The sequence below is a fragment of the Exiguobacterium sp. s189 genome (assembly GCF_018617615.1).
Lineage (GTDB): Bacteria > Bacillota > Bacilli > Exiguobacteriales > Exiguobacteriaceae > Exiguobacterium > Exiguobacterium aestuarii_A.
In genome coordinates this window covers 90,825-113,480 of the sequence record NZ_JACSKM010000001.1, presented here as the reverse complement: position 1 = coordinate 113,480, position 22,656 = coordinate 90,825, and the positions used below count along the sequence as shown (strand labels likewise).

The window sequence follows — 22,656 nt, the reverse complement described above, 5'->3', positions numbered from 1 at the left end:
ATACGAAAAGGACCGATCTCTCAATCGGTCCTTTGACTACTCGGGAATTGGTCACATCAGGTGACCAATTCGTCTTGTATGGAATTCATGATTTTGTGAAAAAGATGCTCTCATCATCAAGAGGTTCTCTTATTGCGTCGCATATAGAGTAGGATGATGATAATCAATCCAATTAACACGATGAATCCGACGAAGTACCATTTCGAATCGACAGAAATCGATGATTGTTCATCGGATGTCGCATTTGCATTTGAGTTCTCACTAGCCACACTCGAGCTATTCGTAAAAATAGATCCATTCTGGTTTTTTACCGCCACACTAAACGTCTCGCTCGGAAAAGCAAGTGTTTGAATCAAGTTCGGGTCGATTGCATCTTTGGTGGAAACAACAATCATCGCCTTGTCCTCGTTCCATGGAGAGGGTTGAATCCAAGCAAATTCGGAAGACGTTTCTGGAATAAAGCCATACTGCGCCAAATCAATTTGCTTGTCCTTCGTGACAATCCAATTTTCTTTTTGTTCATTGAACAAAGGGCTTTCCTCTGGATTTCCAATGAAGAAAATTGAGCGATTGCTCACCATTTCTTCAGTCACTTCGCTAGAACGAACGAATTCGACTTGTGCTGTCAAAGGTGTGATCGGTAAGCCGCTCATGACATCTGCCATATTTTTTAATGATTTCTCGTTCGCTTCATCCGGAACGACGAACACGATGCCAGAATCCATCGTGAAGAGGCTGGCCATATTTAAAAAGACCTCGTTATTTGCCTGTCCGTTGTTCACGGGTAACGTGACTTGACTGTCACTCGAAACGAAAATCCAACGATCTAAATCACTTGCGTTACATGGTGCCTCTGAGCGCAATCCATTTGCCTCAAATGATACGTCTAAGAACGTTGCTTTTTTAAGTGTCGAAGCATCAACACGGATGACGTGATGTTGCCATTCATCATCTGTCTCCATGTCTGTTAATGGGATTGAGTGAGGAATACCATTTACCCATGCAATCAATTCAGGTGCGAGGGCACCTTCTCGTTCCACTACTAAATTTTCTGAGGCTTTGAAACGTACATCGAGCTCAACCACAGATTGTTTATCGATAACAGGTAACGGATAAAAGTAGTTCGGACTAACGGCTTGACTCCCGCTCAACATTAAATCCGCAGCACCAAGCGCACGTAAATTAATCGTATCTCCGATCTTTGGGATGGATGGTGCGCTCGTTAATGTCAATTGTTCCCCGTTTAGTTGCTGACGTTGTTGGACGAGCAATAGATGGTCTAATGTTCCTTCAAAAGCATCAGCCTTCTCAGCGAGTACAAACATCGCATCAGCGGATTTTCCATCACTTACAAGACGGGCTTGTTCAAACAAAACTTCTTCATCTTTCGGGAGTGTCTTTAATTCTTTGATGAAATCTTTGACAGGACCATTGAAGGAGTCCGTTTGACCGATGAAAATATAGCGACCATCTAATGATTTTAACTGCTCTTCATATTGAAGCGACACATGATCTGGGTCGGTTGCATCACCTTTTAACTGTCTGTATAGGAGAAGACCTGCTTCCAATGAGTCTATTTTAGGTGAACTTGGAAGAACAACGGTCAACTTTTGGTTTGTCGTCTGTGTGAATGGATTCGGATAATCGTTTAAGGATAGTTCAGCCTTATTTCCGACTGAAACAAAACTAGACGGACGAACGGTTAACCAACTTCCTGATGTATTCCCGGTATCACACATCCGACCTTCGATGATTCCTGTGAATCGGACCGTCACTTCATGTGTACCTTTTGTTAAGTGTTGATTTTGAAGAGGTACCTTCACATTTCCTTGTGACGTCTTCTTCGTCAACGCTACCGATTTCAATGGTTCACCATCAATATCAATTGTAAGGGCTGACGGCGCAATCAATAATTCAGAATGGACCCAATCAAGTGACAAGTATTTCGCTGAACCGGCCTTCTCGTCACCCACCATCGTGTATGTATAAGTCCGGGAAGAAGTTTCTCCGGGCAACACATCATCATTTGTTGTCAGCAGGCGTTCCCCAGCATCGCTTTTTGATTCGATTGGAAGGGATGAACGGATACTGCTGGCAGCTTGAGCAGAAGTTGTCGAGAAAATTAAAAACGTACTTAGTAAATATGGCATATAAGGTTTCATAGTGTGCTCCTCTTAGTCGAATCGGTCTGTTTTGTACCATTTGACTTCTTGATTGAATACTATACGTTTTGTTTCAAGATAGAGTGAATAAATGACAAGTAAAATCCAAAGTTGACTATACGTGAAGTACATCAAAATCACGGTGAAAAAGTTTTGTACGTTGAATTCAGAACGCTCGATACTGAGTGTGACAAATACCTCGGTCACAAATAGCAAAAAGGCGAGAATCCATAAGATGAGTGTGATGTTTCCAACTTCAAGACCAATATCGATAAATAGATTAATGATGAATAAACTGTTCGAGAGAATGACTCCAAAGAAGAACAGGAAGTAAGTGAAGAAGAAGTAAATAATGTCGAAAACGATTTTTTTTCGTTTCAATGAAAAAAGCTGACTCATGAATTTTAGTACGACATACTGATTGCCACGAGCCCATCGTGTGCGTTGTTTCCACCAAACGTTAAGTGTCTGGGGCTCCTGTTCCCACGTGATGGCGGCAGGGAAGAAGCGAATATGCCACCCGAGCTCATAAACACGAATGGTCAGCTCTGTATCTTCCGCAAGTGCAGCTTCATCCCATCCACCTAACTCTTCGATGATTGAGCGACGGATTGCGAAGTTTGTTCCAGGGATTGTAGCGATATTGAACCATTTCCATCGTCCAGCTTGAGCCATCCACTGAAAACAAATCGTTTCAATGTTGATCAAGCGAGTGAGAAGTGTCTCATACGCATTTGTCACTCGGAATTTCCCTACGACCGCTCCGGCTTTCGGGTCATTCAACAATCCCATGACTAAGTGATAAACACTGTCTTTTTCCGGTGTGTTATCAGCATCATAGACAACAATCACATCTCCTGAGGACTGAGTTAATCCATAGTTAAGGGCAGATGATTTTCCTCGTTCGGCATATGCGGGTGACGTTTGTACGACATGGATAAAGGCGTACTTGTCAGCGAACTGTTGAGCGATTTCGCCCGTTCGATCTGACGAGTTGTCATTGATTAATATGACTTCGAGTTTGTCATGCGGGTAGGCGATTCGAGACATTGCTCGTAACGTCGCGGCTACCACAACAGCTTCATTATGTGCCGGAATCAAAACAGATACTTTGGGCAAGTCTTGCATATGCTTTGACCATTCCGGGATAGGGTTTCGAAACGTCATGAAGTGCCAAAACCCACCTTGCATTAAAAACATATGGTATAAAAGCATCACCCAAATCATGACGAGTGAAAATAAGAAGAGGATGTTTGCCATGATTACCCACGCTCCTTGAAGAGTCGTTTTTTACGTTGCGTGCGCAAGTAAAGTGTATACGTTAAAAAAGTAAGGACTGCTACTAGCGTAATGAGGGCGAGTGCCAAAAGTGAGCGTTCAAGAAATGATGTCGGGAGATATGGCTTTAGTTGATTGATTACTTGAGAACGGTCATCCCGCAATGTGAGGGTGCCATCCACACTTGTGATCCGTACATCTGCCGTGCTCACCTGCTCATCTTGCTCACGCAAATCGAACCATCGGAAACCAGGAGTCGATTCCATCATATTCACGAGAGCGGGTAAGTGCTCCGTTCCGATATAAGGGTGGTAAAACCCACCAATCATCGACTCTCGGACAATCATCATCTCATCACGTGCTCGACGCATTTCCTCAACAGGTCTAGGCAGGTCGGTACGCACATATCCAATCGTTTCTGGATACAGCGTCATTCCATGTAACAGAGTGGGTTTTGAGATGTAAGGCGTGGTTCCCATGACTTCCCAGTCGGTGTTACTCCACTGCACTTGCCCGAAAATATTAGAAAATTGCTCCGATGCCAATTTATAGCCAGAGTGCGACATCGTGTAGTGGGGTGCTTCAAAACCTAAGGGATGCAGGTCAAGAGAGACGAGCTCATGAATAGAGCGGGTCAACTTCGAGCGAATGTAGTTCGTTTCTCCTTCAAGGACCGTTTTCATGTACTGTTTATAGTCATGGTCGTTACTGAACGCTTCTTGTTGCTTTAATATCGGTGGCGTCTCATTTGAAGGTACGAGAACCGGTTGATTGTTTTCGACATCCCAAAATTCAAACCCTTCTCCTGTCTCAGAAGAACGATATTGGTGGGTGTATCCATGAGAAATCACTGTAGCACCGCGTTCTTCGAGTCGATTGATTACTTGTAGCAGTTTCGGACGGTCGGTATAGTGCACATTTTGTCCGCTATCGGGATCGACATACACGGCGATCACGGCTAACAGAATCGGGATATCACGATTTAACAAGTAATTACCGACCTTCTCGAGAAGCACCGGGTCTGTACTCGGATTAATATCTTCTAATCGAAGATAGCCAAGATGTTCATCTTTTGCTTTGACCTTAAAAAAGTCATATAAACTGTCTGCCACGAGTAGGGAAGAACGGTTCAAGAGGTTATAGGCTCCCGAATAAAAATGAGTACCTGTTTGGATGATCAACGGCCGTTTCGTATTTTTTTCAATCAAACTCGCATGTACGATTGAATCATCCTGATTTACCGAAAAAACAGTGTCAGCTAACTCAAAGGTTAAATTCGTATCCGTTCGCGCTTGATGAAACTTCGAGACACCCTGAATGCGTATTGCCTCAAGTTGCTTGAATACATTGAGTTGATCGACATTGTAACCAATGCCATAGAGTGGAATATTGGACTGATTGATTTGCTCAAGAGTCGACTCAGGGATTGAAGAAGGATTTACACCGTAGTAGAAAAGATGACTCGTCTTACTAAGCGAATTTGTCATTACTTCTGTATCGCGAACGATATCAATATTTTCAGAAAAACGAGAAATGAGCGCATCCAATTTATATACTTCTGGCGGTATATCGTTCGATTGAGAACTATAAATGATTGTAACGTGAGAATTTTGTGCGTGAACCAGTTGTGGCATACAAAATATCGCGAATAAAAAGAAGATTACTTTATAGCGCATAGCTCTTCAACTCGTTTCGCATGAGACCCAAAACGTCCTTTGGTGATTCAACGCCAGATTTGTTTGTGACGGTATAATGGGCAATATGATTCGTGAATGAGACGGTTTTCCCGTTCGAAATGTGATAGTCCCCAATCATTTTTCTGAAGCGGTTCAAAATAATTTCCATATGTTCTTCTGAAGCATACGGCAAAATAAGAGCGAACTCTTCAGTGGACAATCGAAATTTTTTATCTGTCGTTCGTGTGGATTGATGTAACCGCTCACTGAAAAATGTTAAGAACCGAGTCGATTCTTCTGCTCCATACAATCCTTTAAAATCCGATAAATGATCAATTTTGTATAAAAGAACGGTGAACGATTCACCATGACGATTTGTCCGGTCAATTTCTAATTGAAGCTCTAATTCGAAACGATCGGCATTGTCGAGTCCGGTCTCATCATCGATTGCGACGAGGCGCCTGACTTTTTCGAGTAATGCGATATTGGATTGACTCAATTGGTTGATTCGCTCGTAGATGCTTCCGCTCAAAATCACGAGTCCGATAAGCCAAAGTCCATAGTAGAAGAGAGTGGCTTCTGAAAAAAGGAAGGTTTGGTCACCCGGACGAAAGAAGATATTCCAAAAATAAAGACTTCCGAAAAGGAATAAGATTAATAAGGTAGTGAATAAACCAGCTCGCATTCCTGCAAACAAACTAATACATATGGCTAGAGCGATAAGCATCATTCCCTCGTTTTGCACTTTCCCTAAATCGGGCACATACATAAACAATACGGCGACGGCAAAGAGCAATAAACCGATTTGTACACTAATCAGACTTGTTTTACGGAATGAGGTATCCATTCTCAAGTCCCCCTTCTGCTAGTAATGGTAATAAGTTATCAAATGAGTGCGTCTCTTTTGTTGAGATGTCAAGATACCCTCCGAAATATTCAGATGAAGAATCTGAGACCATCGAGGACTGTAGACGTTCCATCACTTCTTCCGCGAACTCACGCTCGTCGCGTTCGAGTAAATAAAAAACAGCTAACGCATAGACGGCTTGAGATTCATAATCAACAATTCGTTCTTTTGTCATTCGGTCGTACCGACCAAACACCGGACCTTGATTAAAGGCATCTTTAAAAAACATATAGAAAGAGTTTGTTGATAATCCGAATTGTTCATAACGAAGAGCGACATAAAGTTGGTCAATCATATTGATTTCATCATCGAATTGATATGTTTTCTCAGGAATGGAATAGGACTTTGCAAAGAATGGATCGCTCAAAGGCGCATTTTCAAGTAGTTTCTTACTATTTTCGTATAAATTACTTGATGATGACATAAGGCTGAGTGCGGATTCATCTAAATAACTAAGGGTCAACACATCACCTGTTTCATTTGTAGACCGATTGATATAATCGACGGGAAGCCCGTCCTTCACTGCATAGGTCGTCAGTGGTTCGGCGATGCGTTTGGCTAAGACGGCGTATGACATCTCGTCAAATACATCTGCTGCCTGATATAAAGCATGAACGATTCGAGCATCATCAATCCATGCATTGGCTGGACTTTGGGTGAGCGTGTCATCGCTTTGTTCGAGTCGCCAACTGACTAGATTGGAGTCATCCAAAAAATAGTGTTCGAGCACATCGACTTGCTGGGCAAATTCGTCTTCACGTTTTTGTTGAACTAAAAATAGTAAATAAAGCCCGAGGGACTCAGACAAAAATTCATGATCCCGATTGGTGATATCTGTTTGAATCAAACTTTTGTCCGTCATTAAATGTTTTCGAATAAACAATTCAGTTGGGAATTGACTGTTATACTCTTTGGACGGTTTTGGTTCATCGGTGAAACAACCAGATAATAAAAAAAGACATGAAAGTGAGGCAAAAACGAGATATCGCATGAAGATCTCCTTATCAACTTATCGTAAGTCATGGAATCCGGTAAACAACCAGTAATTCGTTACATGAAAGGTCTATCCTATTCTAGAATCCATATATGATTAGAATTTATTTTTCATGATTGAATGTCAATACATAAATCATTCGATCATTTGTACGGGCAGTAGTTAAAAAATCATTACTATATATATCGGTATATCGGTGTTTAATTTGAAAAAATTAAGAGAAAAATAGAATTTAGGACGATAAAAAATCTTTTATCAACTTTTTTAGTGTATAGGAATTGAAGCATAGAAACACCTCGTAAAATTCGGATAGGAAATCCAAATTTTACGAGGTGTTTCTAACTTTCTTCTGCAGTTTTATAAATATTTCTCTCGAACTTCTCGTCGACGTGTCACTTTTGCGGGCGTACCGTAAGCAATCACTTGGCTCGGCAGATTGGAAACGACCGTCGCGCCAGCCCCGACAACCGTATCGGATCCGATGTGAATATTATGGATGACTGTCGCGCCCATTCCGATGAAAGAGCGTTCGCCGAGACGAACATTGCCACCAAGGTGAGCACCAGGTGCAATGGATGAAAATGGAGCGAGGTGACAATCATGGTCGACAGAAGACATCGTGTTGACGACGCTGTGTGCGTCGAGTCGTGTGTTCGGATTGACGACACTTCCGGCCATCACAGCGACACCTGGACCAATGGTTACGTTTTTTCCGATGATAGCGCTAGGATGAACGGCGGATATGAATTCAAAGTTTGGCATTTTCTCGTTTATTCGCTTCGCAATCGAGGCACGTTGATCATTATCACCGATGCCAATAATCCCCTGTCGAATGACAGTACTTGCACCAATCATACCGAGTATGGGGTAACCATAAATGAATTTCCCGACTAATTCGGGATGGTCGTCATATATTCCAGCTATTTTGTAAATCCCCATTAATTCCAAGATATCGATTAGTACTTGTGCGTGACCACCCGCCCCGAAAACAACAACCCATTCCATTTGGAAGTCACCCCTTTGCCGAAACTTGTCGAAAGATTTTGTCTGTAATGACATTATTGCCGATTCTCTTGATTTCAAACAAAACGGAAAAGAAGTTTCGAGCATGATTTCTGTACGATAGTCAGAAGCCATGTACGTTGCAAAAAGATGCTATTCTTTTCTGTTTCATTGTTTTTGGTGATGGCTAATTTCAAATCGTAGTGATTTTTTAAAGGGGGATGTGACGATGTCCTTGGCATTCATGTATATCACCAATCAGCCAGAAGTAGCACTTTTGGCCGAACAGAATGGAGTCGACTTAATTTTTATAGATTTAGAGCTGAACGGAAAATCAGAACGACAGGGGCATCTCGACACGGTCATTTCAAGACATTCGATGCACGATATCAGTCGCATCCGTTCGGTCTTGAAACATTCGATGTTGCTCGTCCGCATCAATCCGATTCATGCAGGGTCACGTTTCGAAATAAACGAAGCGATTTTTCGTGGTGCGGACATGTTGATGTTGCCATATTATAAAACGGTAGCTGAAGTGGAGACATTTATCGAAATGGTCGGGGGGCGCGTCAAAGTTTGTCTTCTCTGTGAGACGAAAGAAGCGGTCGCGTGCATGCCGGACGTATTACGTTTACACGGAATCGATTCAATTCATATCGGACTGAACGATCTTCATTTGAGTTATGGTCAGGCGTTTCTGTTTGAACCGCTCACGAATGGACTCGTCGAAACGATTGTCACGCAAATCCGTGATGCTGGTATTCCGTATGGCTTCGGTGGGATCGCCCGAATCGGGGAGGGGCGGGTGCCTGCCGAGCGAATCATTCCAGAGCATGTCCGCCTCGGTTCGTCGTGCGTCATTTTGTCTCGGAGTTTCTGTCATATCGGAAATGCGACAAAAGTGTCGTCACAGCAGGCTCAATCGTTCCAAGAAGGGGTATGGAGAATTAGGGCATATGAGCAACAACTCGAAACGATGCCTGTGGAGTGGTTTGAACAAAATCGTCTACGGCTCGTCGACGAGGTTCAAGCCATCACATCAGAAATACAACAACAGAAAGGAATGTTGTCATGAACGTATGGGTGACAGGGATGCGTCTATCCCTCGACCAACAAGCACGACTTGAACAGTTAGGCCACAACGTCACCATTCTTGAAAAAGAGTCAGACATTCAAGAACGAGATGTATCTGAAGTGGAGGTGCTCGTCTGCCAAAACGTGTTTGCATATCGGGCGCTTGAAGATTTTCCACGATTGCAGGTCGTTCAAGCAGTGAGTGCCGGCCTTGACCGTTTACCCGTTCAAGCCTTGAAAGAAAAAGGAATTCGCGTCTATAACGCCGGCGATACATATGCCGTGCCGATGGCGGAATGGGTCGTCTGGCAATTGCTCGACTTTATGAAACATGGGGCCGCGTTTCGGGAGAAGCAACAAAACCGACAATGGGAAAAAGAACGACGGTTACTTGAACTGACGGGCAAGACGGTCACGCTACTCGGTGTCGGCAACGTCAGTGAGGCAATCGCCAAACGACTGCGTGCATTTGATATGCATCTGATTGGTGTCGGGCACCGTGAAAAAGACGTACCGTTTGTCGATCGTTATGTGTTATTGGACGAACTCCAAGACGTGTTGAAAGAGAGCGACGTCGTCATTTTGGCGTTACCGCTCAAGGACGAGACGTATCACCTCATCGATCGGGATGCGCTTGCGGCGATGAAAGAAGATGCAATCCTCATCAATGTGGCGCGCGGGGCGATCATCGACGAGGATGCACTTGTCGAGACGCTCCGAGAAGGCAAATTCTTCGGCGTCGCGCTCGACGTGTTCGAAACGGAGCCGATTCAACCGAGTCATCCGTTGTATGAGTTTGCGTGGGTGAGTCTCACGCCACACAACTCCTACGTATCGGATCAGGTGAACAACCGACTCTTCCAGAACGTGCTCGCAAATCTACAGAATGAACAACCATCTACCACATGACGACGAACAGACCGAAACTTTCGGTCTGTTTTTTTGTTGTGCCGCTTCAAAAGGAGCCCTTATGATAATTCACTAAAAAATTATTCGCTACTCATTTCAATTCGTATTTATGGAAAATGTTGAATGGGAAGAATGAGATATAACATAGCTTGTGAATGTGTTTTTTCTACATGACAACTAGAATTTACAACTTAGAGGAGTGAAGAGTAGATGGTGCATTCAATGCCACTTGTTAGTGTGGTTGTTCCAGTTTATAACGCAGAACAATACATTCGGCAATGTATCGACAGTTTAATCAACCAAACTTACCCACATCTCGAAATCATTTGTATCAACGATGGTAGTAACGATCGTAGTTTAGATATCCTGATGGAATACGATGATAAGCGGCTACGGATTATGGATCAAACCAATCGTGGTTGTGCGTTTAGCCGGACTCGCGGTCTAAAGTCTGGAGCAGGTGAATACTTCATGTTTATTGACAGTGATGACTGGATTGAATTAGAAGCGATTCAGACACTTGTCGAATATGCAGAACGGGAGCGTGCTGACGCCGTGATGGGAACTTACGTGCGTGAGTATGGTGAACGTTCTTTACCAAAACAGATTTTTAACGCTAACTATTTATCCTACGACAAAGAAGAAACAAGACAATTCGTACATCGTCGCTTGTTCGGATTAATCGGGGAGGAATTGGCACACCCAGAAAATGTAGATGCACTTAATTCGAATTGTTTTACTTTATATCATCGTGATTTAATCAAACATTTGAAATTTGGGAACGGTCCGTATGGAACATTTAGCGATTTATACTTTCAAATCGAAGCATTAGAACATTGTGAACGCTTCGTTTATATTAACTATCCTCTTTATCATTATCGAAAAACAGATCAACAGTCCATGTCAAGTGCATATAAACGAGACTTGATTGCATCTCGTGTTCACTTCTTTCATATTTTAATGAATTATATTGAAGTTCATCAACTCGGTGAAGAGTACAAAGAAGCATTAAATAACCGAATTGCCTTAAGCATGATTGGTATCGGAATTAATGAAATGGCTTCTTCTAAATCACTGCGTCTAAAAGCAAACACGCTGAAAGACGTTCTTCGTCGAGATGAGTATAAAAAAGCGTACGCCCACATGGATTTACATTATTTTGATTTGAAATGGCGAACTTTCTTTGAGTTTTGCAAACGAGAAAGAACGATTCCTCTCGTTTTCATGTTGCGCGGCGTCAACTATTTGAGAAAACGCGTGTGAGGAGGGAATGAGATGAAACGTGTTCTAATGGTGGCTTCTGTCGTATCCATGATTGAAAGTTTCAATCGTGATAATATTCGTATGCTGCAAGAGATGGGCTACAACGTGGACGTTGCCACGAATTTTGAGTGGGGGAGCATGTACTCTGAAGATAAGATTGCAAACATCAAAAAGAATTTGCAACAACAAGGTGTTCGGCTATTTCAAATTGACTTCGAACGTGACATAAAAAAAATGAATGCGCACGTTCGAGCTTACCAACAGCTAAAAGAGGTTATGACATCCACATCGTATCATTTCATTCACTGTCACTCTCCGATTGGTGGCGTGATTGGACGCCTCGTCGCAAGACAAACTCATACACCTTGTATGTACACTGCGCATGGTTTTCACTTCTTTAAGGGAAGCCCCTCATTAAATTGGATGTTATATTATCCGGTCGAACGAACACTTGCACGTATGACGGATACGCTCGTTACCATTAATGAAGAAGATTACTCACGAGCCAAAACATTTAAAACCTCACAAACATTTCGGATTCCTGGCATTGGAGTGGATACAAAGCGCATTGAAGAAACCGTGATTGATCGTCCGAAGAAACGACAAGAGTTGGGAGGATTTGAAGAGTCAGATTTTGTTTTACTATCGGTCGGTGAACTAAACGAGAACAAAAATCACGAGACCATTATTCGGGCGATTGCCACGCTCCAAGAACCGACGTTACATTATATGATTGCCGGAACAGGAGAGAATCGGAAGCGGATCGAGGAAATCATTAGAGAATTGAATCTAACCAATCACGTTCATTTGCTAGGATTTCGAGAAGATGTTTTTGAGGTGATGAAAGCCTCTGACTGCTTCGTTTTCCCTTCAAAGAGAGAGGGATTGGGTATGGCGGCGTTGGAAGCAATGGCGGCAGGGTTACCGTTGATCACATCAAATGTGCATGGAATCAATGATTACTCAATCGAAGGCGTCACGGGTTATAAGTGTGCCCCGAATGATGTGACTGGATTTGCCCGAGCGATTCGTACGATGCAACTTGATTTTCAACTCTCTCGAAAAATGGGACTTCATAATAGTGAATTGGTCAAATCGTTTGATATCAATCAATCACAGTCTGAAATGCGTCGGATTTATCAAAAATTCAATTCACCACCTGCATAACAAAAGGAGGAAACGTCATGAAAATGAGTAAGGAGGTAGGAGTCGTCAAGTATCTGATTCTGTTTTATTATTTGCTCGCGACAACCGCCTTTTATATGTTAGCCATTTACACGACTGGTAATGGCGTTTCCTATCATTTGTTTGGTGAAGGCGATGACGGGGTCTTTTATTGGGAACAAGCCATGAATGTATTTTATGACTTATCATGGATCCGCACATCGATATATCCATGGGTGATTGGGAAATTGATGCAGTTGATTGGAGTGGAGAGCGTCTTTGCAATCCGCCTTTTCAACTTTGCCGGGGTGGCCCTATTAATTCACTTCGCCTTAAAGCTAGTCTCCATTCAAATCGTCACTTCTCGATTTGAGCACAAAGAGGACGAGATTCGTCAGCAAGCCTATTTATTTGCACTCTTAGGTTTTGCTGCATATATCAGCTTATTTATTAATATTACGACCTCGATTTATCGAGATGTTTGGATTTATATGTTGTTTGTTGCGGCGACTTATCTCGCAATTCGCTGGCTGTTTGAAAAGAATTGGACGTATTTCATTTTATTGATTCCCACGGTTTGGTTACTCGGTCAATTCCGGACGTATGCACTTTTATCCTTTGTGATGGCAACTGCCATTTGGCTTGCGATTCAATTCCTTTCAAAAGTAATGCGCCCAATGATGATCATTTTTCTGGTCGTCGTTGGTTTTGGCCTCGTGTATACGTTCTCGATGGATGTGGTGATTCCGATTGTCGATAAGACACTGCGCTCTGCATTACAGTATCGTTCCGACGGGATTGGGATACTTGCTGGTGGCAGTCAAATGGGTATTCAACTTGATACTGCCAATTACGTCCTGTTTTTAGCGAACTATATGCACAGTTATCTTGGAAATTTGATTGGACCGTTACCATGGCATGTTCACAGCGCGACGACACTAATCGTATTTTTTATCGAGGCGTTACCGATGATTCTCATTTTAAGTTTTCTATGGATGAAGCGCGCGTGGCTAACGAAAGTGCAAGGTTTTATCTTGACACAGGCGTTTGTTTGGAACGGTCTGATTGCGATAACAAACGATAATATTGGAACAGCATTACGTTTACGGGCTATCGCCTTCATGTTGATATTATTAACTTTTGTCGTCATGTATAGCAAATATCGAATTGAACGAGCTGAAGAAATAAAGGAACTTCAGATGATGCCGATGATGCATCTTTCAAAAAAATAATAAACATCTCCTTTAGGTTGGTAATTGAACGTCTTGGAGAGAGGGAAATGTTTTTTATCAATTAACAAATCTATTTTTCTTCACACTAACAAAGGAGGTACCGTTGTGAAAGACATCAATGCATCGATTCGTGATATTTGGTTCATTCTAAAGTCTAAGAAATGGACGATTCTCTTGACGATGATCATTATCGGTGGCTTGGCCTATTCTTTAAGTCGTTATGTCATCCCCCCAACATATGAAGCATCGACACAAATTTTAGTCGTCCCAAAACAAAGTGGTTCCGAGACGCTCGATAGTACGCAAATTCAATCCTCTCAAGGGCTTGTAAATACGTACCGAATCATAATGAAGAGTCCAATCATTCTGAACGAAGTTCGTCAAAACGTGACGAATGCACCTGAAAAACTTGAAGATCAAATTGTCATTGAAAGCGAAGAAAACTCACAAGTCATCACAATTCGAGCAACGTCAGAATCTGCTATATTGGCCACGACGATTGCCAATGAACTAGGTCGCGTTTTTTCGAATGAAGTACCAAAACTAATGAATATTGATAACACACAAATCTTATCACCGGCTTTTACTCCGACTGAACCAGTGGAACCGAATATTCCAAGAAACACAGCTTTAGGCGTGTTAATTGGTTTCATCCTCAGTAGTGGCGTGATTCTCGTTCGACAGTTATTCAACAAACAAATTCGGTCGGAACGAGAGGCTGAAGAAGTTCTCGGAATTCCTGTGATTGCCTCGATTCCCTTATTTGAGCGACCCCATGTTAAAAATGAAAAACGTGAACCGAAACAACAGCAACCATTGAAGGAGGGAGATCCGTATGTTCCGAAAACGCAAAGAAAATTATCATAGAGATATGACCAAAAATCTCATAACTATCTATGACCCGAAATCACCGATTTCAGAACAGTATCGAACATTACGTACGAATCTCGAATTTACCTCTCTCGGTACTCAGTTACAGACAATTCTCATTACATCCACTTCTACCGGGGAAGGGAAGTCGACGACGGCGAGTAATCTAGCTGTTGTGTATTCGCAATTAGGAAAACGGGTGCTATTGATTGACTGCGACATGCGTAGACCGACACTTCATCAAATTTTCCGTTTAGATACTCGTGATGGCTTATCCAACATCTTGGCAAAGCGCTCTTCCGTTGAAGCAGCGGTTCAGGCAACACAGTTAGACCACCTCTTTGTCATCACTGCTGGTGTGGTGCCGCCTAATCCTTCAGAATTACTTGCTGCTCCGAGCTTTCTTGATTTACTAGAAGATGCCAAGTCACAGTTCGATATCATCATTCTAGATGCTCCGCCTGTCATGCAAGTGGCTGACAGTCGAATTCTTGCCCCGTTAGTAGATGGGTCAATCCTTGTATTAAGTTGTGAAACGTCGGATCGAGATGAAGTGATTAAAGCGAAAGATCAACTTCAATTGACAGGAACCAAAATTCTCGGGCTGGTGTTGAATCGTAGAGAAACACGTTACGATAAAAATCATTATTATTATGCATACCAGTAAGGAGGGGGACCATGGCGACCAAATACGAAGTCGAACCTGAACAACACAGCACAAATCAAATTAAATATGGCGCTTTGGTCTCTTACGGTTCGATTGGGTTCAATATCATTTCGGGGTTACTGTACACACCGTGGATGATTGGAAAGATCGGACAAAGTGATTACGGACTATATGTATTATCTTTCTCTATCATTGCAATTTTTGCATTTAATCTTGGTTTAGAAATTGTTGTCGCACGATTTCTAAGCAATTATCGTACAAGCGGAGATCGAACAGGAGAAATTCAATTTCTTGGAATTGCCTACAAAATGTTTTTCTTTTTGACTTTCTTATTGGCCATTCTCCTTGTCGCATTATATTTTTTCCTTGATGTACTCTACGGTAACTTAAATCCATCTGATATGGATAAGTTAAAAGTGATGTATCCAATCGTCGGATTTTATATTTTAATCACATTACTAGCTAAACCGATTGATGCCGTTTTCATTGTAAATGAACGATTCATTCAGTTGAACAGTTTGATATTTCTCGAAAAAATCCTCATTGTCAGCTTTACAATCGGTGCACTCCTTGCGGGATACGGAGTTTACTCACTTGTTGTGATCAATGCCTCAATGATTTTACTTATTAACGTATTTAAGTTGTTGTATGTATGGAGGTGGACCGACACTAAAATTGATTTTGCAGCATCTGGGAAAGGGATGTATCGAGAAATTTTTGTATTCGCTTCCTGGCAAACGGCCGTCTCCGCTACCCAGAACTTTTTGATGCACATTATGCCGACTGTCCTTGTTATTTTTGCAAGTGGGGTCGCGGTTGCTATCTTTTCAATAGGGATGGTGATTGAAGGGTATGTTCTGTTGATTGCCACCGCCATCAACTCATTATTTTTACCCAAAGTGACACGCCTCAACCACTCGGGTGGAGTAAAAGAAGTTGAAGATCTCATGATTCGAGTCGGCCGTATTCAACTTTATGTCATCGGTTTTATTACTATGACCTTTATTGCGATGGGTGCCGAATTCATTCACTTCTGGGTAGGTGATGACTTTAAAGAGTCTTATGTTGTTGCTTCGTTACTTATTGCGATGGGCCTCATCACACTCCCGCAAGAGATCGCCAATATTCAACTTGTCACGACGAATAAAGTACGTTATCGTGCATACGGCATGATTATCTCCGCAATCATAGCTCTCATCTGTTCAGCATTTTTAAGTGGTCCGTATGGAGCAAGTGGAGCCGCATTGTCCGTCATGATTGGTTATTTAACAGGAAATACGTTATTCATGAATATCGTATACGTACGCGTTCTACAGATAAACGTATGGCGCTTTTTTAAAGAATGTCACTTGAAGTTGGCTCCTGGTCTTCTCTTTATTCTCGTATTAGGCATCATGATGCAGTTGATTTTCCCTGCTAGTTCTTTATTAGGCTTCGTAATCAAAGCGATAGGGCTCGCTCTCAGTTACGCGCTATTTACGTGGGTGTTTACAATAGATCTATTTGAGAAGGAATTGTTACAGTCCATCTTACCGTTGAAACGTGCTAGAAAGGGGGAGGCGTCATGAGGATTTACGAAACATATGTAAAACGTCCGCAAGATTTACTGTTAGCTTCTTTCGTATTTATTCTTCTGAGTCCATTCTTACTCGTTGTTTCAATTTTGATCAAATGGAAACTCGGTGGACCGGTCCTTTTTAGGCAAAAGCGCCCGGGGAAAGACGACGTTATTTTTGAAATGGTAAAATTTCGAACGATGACAGAGGAACGAGATGAACATGGAGAACTGCTTCCCGATGATAAGCGTTTGACACCATTCGGTCAGAAGTTACGTTCCTTGAGTATCGACGAGTTACCGAGCCTGATTAACATCATAAAAGGAGACATTTCGATTGTCGGTCCTCGACCGCTACTTGTAGACTATTTATCCAGGTACAATGAAAAACAGAAAAGACGTCATGAAGTGCGACCTGGACTTACCGGACTTGCTCAAGTGAACGGACGCAATCGATTGTCATGGGAAGAACGGTTTGATTTAGATGTTCAATACGTGGACCATATCACGTTTTTAGGGGACTGGAAAATTATCATTCAAACGGTTTATAAAGTGTTTAAACGAGATGGAATCTCTTCTGAAACCTCGGCGACGATGGAAGCGTTTATGGGAAGTGACATCAAGAAAAAACAAGACGTCCTCAGTCGTTGAGGGCGTCTTGTTTTTCGTTGAGCAGATATGGTTTGACGAATTCACTGTATAGCTGACGATCGAGTAAGTATCGATTGATAAAAAGAGACGAATTTTCGTTTGTGATGGGGTTAGGACTCAAAATGAAAGCATCGGTATAGCCTTCCGATTGGGCAATGGCAGTCACTGCATCATCCGTTTCTCCGAATGGATAAGCGATTGCGGTAACATCCAATCCGAGTTCTTGTTGGAGAGTGTCACGACTTGTTTGGAGGTCTTCACGAAACGCCTCATGTTGAGCCGGGTCGAGAAATGTGGCCTGTCCATCTTGGCTGTAATGAAAGTCATGGGTATGGGAGCCGAAGTCGGCAAGTCCACTTTCATTTATTTCTCGCAACTCATCCCATGTGGAGAGTTCTAAGTTTTGGAATCGTTCCCCTACATGACCTGTAATGACAAATAAGGTGAACGGCACTTGTTCTTCTTTTAAAATCGGAAATGCATTCTCATATACCGTATGGTCCACATCATCAAAAGAAATCCATACACATTTTTCCGGAATCGGATTCCCTCGGACGTATTCAGATATGTCCTTTGCTGTCGCAAAATGAACACCTTGTTGCTTCATCCAAGTGATTTGGTCCTTAAACTCATCTTCGTATACGTTATATCGTTTTAAATGATCAGATCCAGATACAGTCTCGATTGCTTTGTTCCATAGATTCGGTGACTTGATTCGATGATAATTGAGACCAAGACAGACACCGTCCTTGGCAAGAAGTTGCGAATCAGGTACTTCTGATTTGGTGGACATGACATCTTGTACTTTCCATATGATGAAGAGCCCGGCAATGAGTATGAATCCCCACTTCAGCCAACGTTTCATTCTTCGAGTTCCTTCACTGGATTTTTTTCGAATATGATGACTTTATCCTGCTGTAACATTTCGATTGTTGAAGGTTCAATTAGTCCGAGATTGTTCAACTCTTCTAAAGTCGTTGGCGTAGGAGTTTTTCGGCGATTCAGTGGACCATATCTCTTCTTGTTGTATGTTCTCCAGACGAAGAGCAGGGTCGCCAATCCAATTAGAATGAGGACAGCAAAACTAATTAGACTACGAATATCTTCATTTGTTACGTTGAGTGCAGATTTTAATGTGGCGATGTAGCGGTCGTTTTGGTTGAGAAGGGCGCTTACGAAAAACCAACTTACGACAAGTGTGTAAATCCAGAATACGACGGTTAGCAGGATTTCGATAAACGATCGAATGAAAGAGCGCTTCGTCTTGACGAGGACGTCTTCACCTATAAGCTGCTCCGTCTCGTTCCGCGATCGGGAGAATTCCATGTCGCATATCCTCCTTTCAAAGTCGAACGAATCGCTTTTGGTGTTGCCGCGATGACGACAAACGTATTTAACATCCAATAGACAGCCGGATACCAAGCTGCCCATACATAATAACGGAAGACATTGTCATACTTCGCGTCGTTCCAAAGAGAGATGAGCAATTGAATGTGACTGATTAAGACGAGTGCAAAGGAGTTATATGTGAACCAAATCAACATATCTTGAATCGTATCTGCCGTGACGAGTAGATAGAGCGTGACGATGAGCCAAGCATATGCCCAAATGACACTGATGACTTGTTCAATATAGACCGGCCAAATCCGGCGTTGTCGCCAGTCTTTAAAGATGTCAAAGTGACGTAATACGACTTCTTGTCCCCCTTGAGACCAGCGGACGCGTTGTCGCCAAATTCCAGATAGCGATTCTGGTACGAGCATCCAACAAAGAGCGCGCGGCTCATAACGGATATCCCAAAACTTACGTTGGAGTTTCCAAGAGACGGCGATGTCTTCGGTGATCATATCGCGGTCCCATAAGCCAACAGAGAGTAGTGCTTTTTTACGAAACATGACGATGACACCAGATACGGTCATGATTTTCCCCATCACACGTTGCGTCCGTTTAATTGAGCCGATGATAGAAGCATACTCGACGATTTGCATCCGACTGAGTAATGTATCCCGATTTCGAATACGAGGGTTTCCGGTGACAGCACCGACGCGTTCACCTTTTTCAAGGAAGTGACGCACCAGATAATAAGGTGCTTCTTCAGATAAAAATGCATCAGAATCTACACAGAGCAAATATTCAGAATGAGCGGCATGCGCAGCCATATGTAACGCATTTGCCTTCCCACGGTTCTCATGACAATCGATGACACGGAGACGTTCGTGTTTATCGGCTAATTCAATTAATATTTTACCTGTGTCATCCGAACTCCCATCATTCACCGCGATGATTTCAAGGTTAGGGTACGTGAGATGGTCGAGATACGTGATTGTTTCTTCAATCGTTTCCACCTCATTATAGCAAGGAATGAGGATGCTGATGAGCGGCCACTCTCGCTCGTTTAAATCGAGCTCTTTCTCACGTTCGCGGGTGACGCTAAATAATAAAGCACCCGATATCCAAAACATGGCCATGACAAATGGGTACCAAAAGACGAACTGTGCAAGTGGTTCAATCCATGGGGAGAACTCTAGTAAGTAGAAGGTCATAAGCAAGTTCCTTTCTATCGAAAAATAGGGCACTAAGGAGATTGAACTAATAAAAATGCGATGGATATTTTTACATTATACTAGATGTAGATTTGATTGTACGATTATCCGCTTCAAAAATAGATCATATTTTAGGTGGTAAATGACACATGATATAGACGGTATTCTTTTAAAGCAGTAGTAGGCGATTACATGCGATTTTGAGTATCGAAAGCAGGAAATTCAGAAGCTTTCTCGAATAGGACAAAAAGAAAAAGCGCCCGACCGAGGTCAAACACTTTTCTTAAATTGCTGTTTTCGGTCGCGTTGTACTTTCCAAATCACTGACGCAATGACAATCAGAATTGGAGCGAATACCCATGGTCGAGCTTCTAAGATTGAAACGAGCTCAAAGATGGAGAGCCAACCACTCACCATGATTAAGACAAGTAAAAAGGTTTTCAGTCCCCCCCGGACTGGCAGCCAAAAATAAATCAATAACGTCACCAAAAAGAAAGCGATTAAGCCCATACGGTTTGTCCTTTCACCCATCATTTTGACTCATTATAGCAAAGAACATCGAGAGAGTGTTAGAAGCTTCACTTCTTGAGCGTATTTGAGTACGCTTAGGAAAGATGATTGAAGGAGGAACTGATGTGAAATTTGGAATTATAGGCTTAGGATATGTTGGATTGGCGACACTATGCGGATTGGCCAAAGCTGGTCATGAAGTCATCGGGGTCGAGACGCACCAAGGGAAGTTAGGTCTCCTGAAGAGTGGTCACCCCCCATTCCACGAACCGGGCATGGCGGACGTGTTACAAGAGCACGCCGATCAAATCACGTTGACCGACGAAATCGCGGATGCAGATCATGTCGACTATTTGGTTCTCGCGGTCGGCACACCGAGTAAGCCCGATGGAAGTTGTGACCTCTTTTATATCGAGACAGCTCTATCTGAATTGAAGACGAAGCACAAGGTCGTCATTCGTAGCTCGGTCCCACCTGGCACGACAGATTTGTTGAAAATCATGTATCCTTCTCATACGTTCGCGATCGTACCCGAGTTTCTACAGGAAGGGCGCGCCCTCGCAGATGTGATGAAACCACATCGTGTCATCATCGGATGTGAGGACCTTGAGGTTTGCGAAGAGTTGGCAGGGATTTATGGACGACTTGGCGTCCCGCTCATCTGTACGACACCGATCAATGCCGAGCTCATCAAATACGCCTCGAACGCCTTTTTGGCGACAAAAATCAGCTTCATGAACGACTTGTCTCGTCTAGCCGATGAGGCAGGGGCTGACATCACGACGATTGCGGACGGAATGGGGCTCGACCCACGGATCGGGCGTTCGTTCCTCAACGCTGGAATCGGATATGGGGGCTCTTGTTTCCCGAAAGATATGGATGCGCTTCTTCATGTAGCGGAAGAAAACAACGTCAATCTTCGCGTCATCAAGGCGGCAGCGAAAGTGAACGAAACACAAGCGCCGTACGTATTGTCGAAACTTCATCTAGAACCTAAGATGCGCGTCGCCATTCTCGGCTTGGCCTTCAAACCAGGAACGGATGATATGCGAGATGCACCGTCCATTCTACTCGCACACCATATGGTCGCCCGAGATGTCGAAGTCATTGGCTATGACCCGATCGCAACATGGGAATATCCACAAGCAGCGTCTGTAGAAGAAGCCTTGAAAGATGCAGATTATGCGATTCTCGTCACGGAATGGGAAGAGCTTGTGAACTTGGCACCGGAAGCCTTCTCGGGCATGCGTCAACGTCGGTTGATTGATGCGCGGAATGCGTGGAAGTTCGCACGTGACCCGGGTGACGTCGCGTACGAAGGCATCGGCCGGATGCAACGTCCGTCCAACACCCCGACATCAAACTAAATCTTCTGAGGGACCGCCCCATTCAGCGGTCCTGTTTTTGTGTGGAATGAATCTTTTGCGTGACTCATGACGTAAAGGAAAGAAGAGGAGGTGAGGCACATGTGGATTCTTGTATTGGCCGCGGTCATTGTCATCTCACTCGGTTTTGCGGTGGACCGTCTCGGATGGCACGATTTGATTTCTGGCTACAATACGATGTCGAGAGAGAAGAAGGAACGGGTGAACATTCAAAAAGTGGCACGTCTCGTCGCGTGGATGTGTTACGGGATTGGTGCCATTTTTATCCTCATCGCGCTCATCGAAGGATTTGAATTGGACATTCCGCTCGCTCCATTCTTTATCGTGATGATTGTCTTCACAGTGGCGATACTTTGGCGTATGCAGCGTTATGACGGCAACATCTATGACGAATCGGGACGCTTGAGACCGGGTGGTAAAAAACGTCTCATCCCGATTGTCATCGTTTCCGTCGTCTTACTCGTTGGGGTGCCAGCGCTCATGTTTTGGTTCAGTCAACCGACTGACGTGACCGTGACGGACTCAACGATTGTCATTGAGGGGAGCTATAGCCGTAAAATCCCATTCGATGAACTCGATGATGTGACGTGGACGACGTTACCCGAAATCGCGCGACGGACGAGCGGGGCGGAATCGGGATCACGTCTGACGGGACATTTTCGAACGAAAGCAGGGGAGGACGTTCTTCTCTTTATCGACCGTGATGTCGATCCGGTCATTCGACTCGATTGGTCGGAAGAACCGATTTATTTGAATCAGTCTTCGGCAGAAGCGACGAGGCAATTATATGAGGACATTCGTTCTCGCTGAAGAA

21 protein-coding genes are annotated in these 22,656 nt (G+C 43.3%); 11 read left to right on the top strand and 10 right to left on the bottom strand.

Annotated elements, in window-relative coordinates:
* Window positions 1-116 precede the first annotated feature (116 nt).
* The 6 genes from KNO99_RS00550 to KNO99_RS00525 all read right to left on the bottom strand — a co-directional run bounded on the left by KNO99_RS00550 (window position 117) and on the right by KNO99_RS00525 (window position 8,022).
* The gene (locus tag KNO99_RS00550; RefSeq protein ID WP_214744347.1) at window positions 117-2,162 is read right to left on the bottom strand and encodes a cellulose biosynthesis cyclic di-GMP-binding regulatory protein BcsB; all 2,046 of its coding nucleotides are present in this window, start codon (window positions 2,160-2,162) and stop codon (window positions 117-119) included.
* Between the two features lie 12 nt (window positions 2,163-2,174).
* Window positions 2,175-3,422 carry a glycosyltransferase family 2 protein gene (locus tag KNO99_RS00545; RefSeq protein ID WP_214744345.1) on the bottom strand — a complete coding sequence of 416 codons (1,248 nt, stop codon included), beginning with the start codon at window positions 3,420-3,422 and terminating at the stop codon, window positions 2,175-2,177.
* A 2-nt stretch (window positions 3,423-3,424) separates the two neighbouring features.
* Entirely contained in the window at window positions 3,425-5,116 is a 1,692-nt protein-coding gene (locus KNO99_RS00540; RefSeq protein WP_214744343.1) for a DUF2334 domain-containing protein, read from the bottom strand.
* Window positions 5,106-5,963, bottom strand: a complete 858-nt coding sequence (locus KNO99_RS00535; RefSeq protein ID WP_214744341.1) for a GGDEF domain-containing protein — start codon at window positions 5,961-5,963, stop codon at window positions 5,106-5,108. Before KNO99_RS00535 ends, KNO99_RS00540 begins: the two co-directional genes overlap by 11 nt.
* Window positions 5,944-7,014: a glycosyl hydrolase lipoprotein gene (locus KNO99_RS00530; protein ID WP_214744339.1), complete on the bottom strand. Its 1,071-nt coding sequence runs from the start codon at window positions 7,012-7,014 to the stop codon at window positions 5,944-5,946. The genes KNO99_RS00535 and KNO99_RS00530 overlap by 20 nt, the downstream gene beginning before the upstream one ends.
* A 360-nt stretch (window positions 7,015-7,374) precedes the next feature.
* Window positions 7,375-8,022 (bottom strand): acetyltransferase, encoded by a 648-nt coding sequence (locus KNO99_RS00525; protein ID WP_214744337.1) that lies wholly within the window; start codon window positions 8,020-8,022, stop codon window positions 7,375-7,377.
* Window positions 8,023-8,248: 226 nt separating this feature from the next.
* On the opposite strand from KNO99_RS00525, the gene KNO99_RS00520 reads away from it, so the two are divergent.
* The 9 genes from KNO99_RS00520 to KNO99_RS00480 all read left to right on the top strand — a co-directional run bounded on the left by KNO99_RS00520 (window position 8,249) and on the right by KNO99_RS00480 (window position 17,404).
* On the top strand, window positions 8,249-9,094 hold the full coding sequence (locus KNO99_RS00520; RefSeq protein WP_214744335.1) for an aldolase/citrate lyase family protein: 846 nt from the start codon (window positions 8,249-8,251) through the stop codon (window positions 9,092-9,094).
* Window positions 9,091-10,002 carry an NAD(P)-dependent oxidoreductase gene (locus KNO99_RS00515; protein WP_214744333.1) on the top strand — a complete coding sequence of 304 codons (912 nt, stop codon included), beginning with the start codon at window positions 9,091-9,093 and terminating at the stop codon, window positions 10,000-10,002. Before KNO99_RS00520 ends, KNO99_RS00515 begins: the two co-directional genes overlap by 4 nt.
* A 210-nt stretch (window positions 10,003-10,212) precedes the next feature.
* Window positions 10,213-11,265, top strand: a complete 1,053-nt coding sequence (locus KNO99_RS00510; protein ID WP_214744331.1) for a glycosyltransferase family 2 protein — start codon at window positions 10,213-10,215, stop codon at window positions 11,263-11,265.
* Window positions 11,266-11,277: 12 nt separating this feature from the next.
* Window positions 11,278-12,432: a glycosyltransferase family 4 protein gene (locus KNO99_RS00505; RefSeq protein WP_214744329.1), complete on the top strand. Its 1,155-nt coding sequence runs from the start codon at window positions 11,278-11,280 to the stop codon at window positions 12,430-12,432.
* A gap of 17 nt (window positions 12,433-12,449) precedes the next feature.
* Entirely contained in the window at window positions 12,450-13,661 is a 1,212-nt protein-coding gene (locus tag KNO99_RS00500) for a hypothetical protein (RefSeq protein WP_214744327.1), read from the top strand.
* Between the two features lie 105 nt (window positions 13,662-13,766).
* A complete protein-coding gene (locus tag KNO99_RS00495) occupies window positions 13,767-14,528 on the top strand; it encodes a YveK family protein (protein WP_214744325.1) in 762 nt (253 codons plus the stop codon).
* A 4-nt stretch (window positions 14,529-14,532) separates the two neighbouring features.
* Window positions 14,533-15,198 (top strand): CpsD/CapB family tyrosine-protein kinase, encoded by a 666-nt coding sequence (locus tag KNO99_RS00490; RefSeq protein WP_251130905.1) that lies wholly within the window; start codon window positions 14,533-14,535, stop codon window positions 15,196-15,198.
* An 11-nt stretch (window positions 15,199-15,209) separates the two neighbouring features.
* Complete coding sequence (locus KNO99_RS00485; RefSeq protein ID WP_214744321.1) at window positions 15,210-16,766, top strand: lipopolysaccharide biosynthesis protein; 1,557 nt, start codon at window positions 15,210-15,212, stop codon at window positions 16,764-16,766.
* Complete coding sequence (locus tag KNO99_RS00480; RefSeq protein ID WP_214744319.1) at window positions 16,763-17,404, top strand: sugar transferase; 642 nt, start codon at window positions 16,763-16,765, stop codon at window positions 17,402-17,404. Before KNO99_RS00485 ends, KNO99_RS00480 begins: the two co-directional genes overlap by 4 nt.
* On the opposite strand, the gene KNO99_RS00475 is transcribed toward KNO99_RS00480, so the two are convergent.
* The 4 genes from KNO99_RS00475 to KNO99_RS00460 form a co-directional block, all read right to left on the bottom strand.
* Window positions 17,394-18,269 carry a polysaccharide deacetylase family protein gene (locus KNO99_RS00475; protein ID WP_214744317.1) on the bottom strand — a complete coding sequence of 292 codons (876 nt, stop codon included), beginning with the start codon at window positions 18,267-18,269 and terminating at the stop codon, window positions 17,394-17,396. The genes KNO99_RS00480 and KNO99_RS00475 overlap by 11 nt on opposite strands.
* Window positions 18,266-18,730, bottom strand: coding sequence for a poly-beta-1,6-N-acetyl-D-glucosamine biosynthesis protein PgaD (pgaD, locus tag KNO99_RS00470; RefSeq protein WP_214744315.1), 465 nt, complete (start codon window positions 18,728-18,730; stop codon window positions 18,266-18,268). The genes KNO99_RS00475 and pgaD overlap by 4 nt, the downstream gene beginning before the upstream one ends.
* A complete protein-coding gene (gene pgaC / locus KNO99_RS00465) occupies window positions 18,688-19,947 on the bottom strand; it encodes a poly-beta-1,6-N-acetyl-D-glucosamine synthase (protein ID WP_214744313.1) in 1,260 nt (419 codons plus the stop codon). Before pgaC ends, pgaD begins: the two co-directional genes overlap by 43 nt.
* Before the next feature lie 270 nt (window positions 19,948-20,217).
* Window positions 20,218-20,478: a hypothetical protein gene (locus KNO99_RS00460; protein WP_214744311.1), complete on the bottom strand. Its 261-nt coding sequence runs from the start codon at window positions 20,476-20,478 to the stop codon at window positions 20,218-20,220.
* 104 nt (window positions 20,479-20,582) lie between these two features.
* Here KNO99_RS00460 and KNO99_RS00455 point away from each other — a divergent pair, with 104 nt between their 5' ends.
* The gene (locus tag KNO99_RS00455) at window positions 20,583-21,824 is read left to right on the top strand and encodes a UDP-glucose dehydrogenase family protein (RefSeq protein WP_214744309.1); all 1,242 of its coding nucleotides are present in this window, start codon (window positions 20,583-20,585) and stop codon (window positions 21,822-21,824) included.
* Window positions 21,825-21,923: 99 nt separating this feature from the next.
* Window positions 21,924-22,652, top strand: a complete 729-nt coding sequence (locus tag KNO99_RS00450; protein ID WP_214744307.1) for a DUF3784 domain-containing protein — start codon at window positions 21,924-21,926, stop codon at window positions 22,650-22,652.
* Window positions 22,653-22,656: the final 4 nt, after the last annotated feature.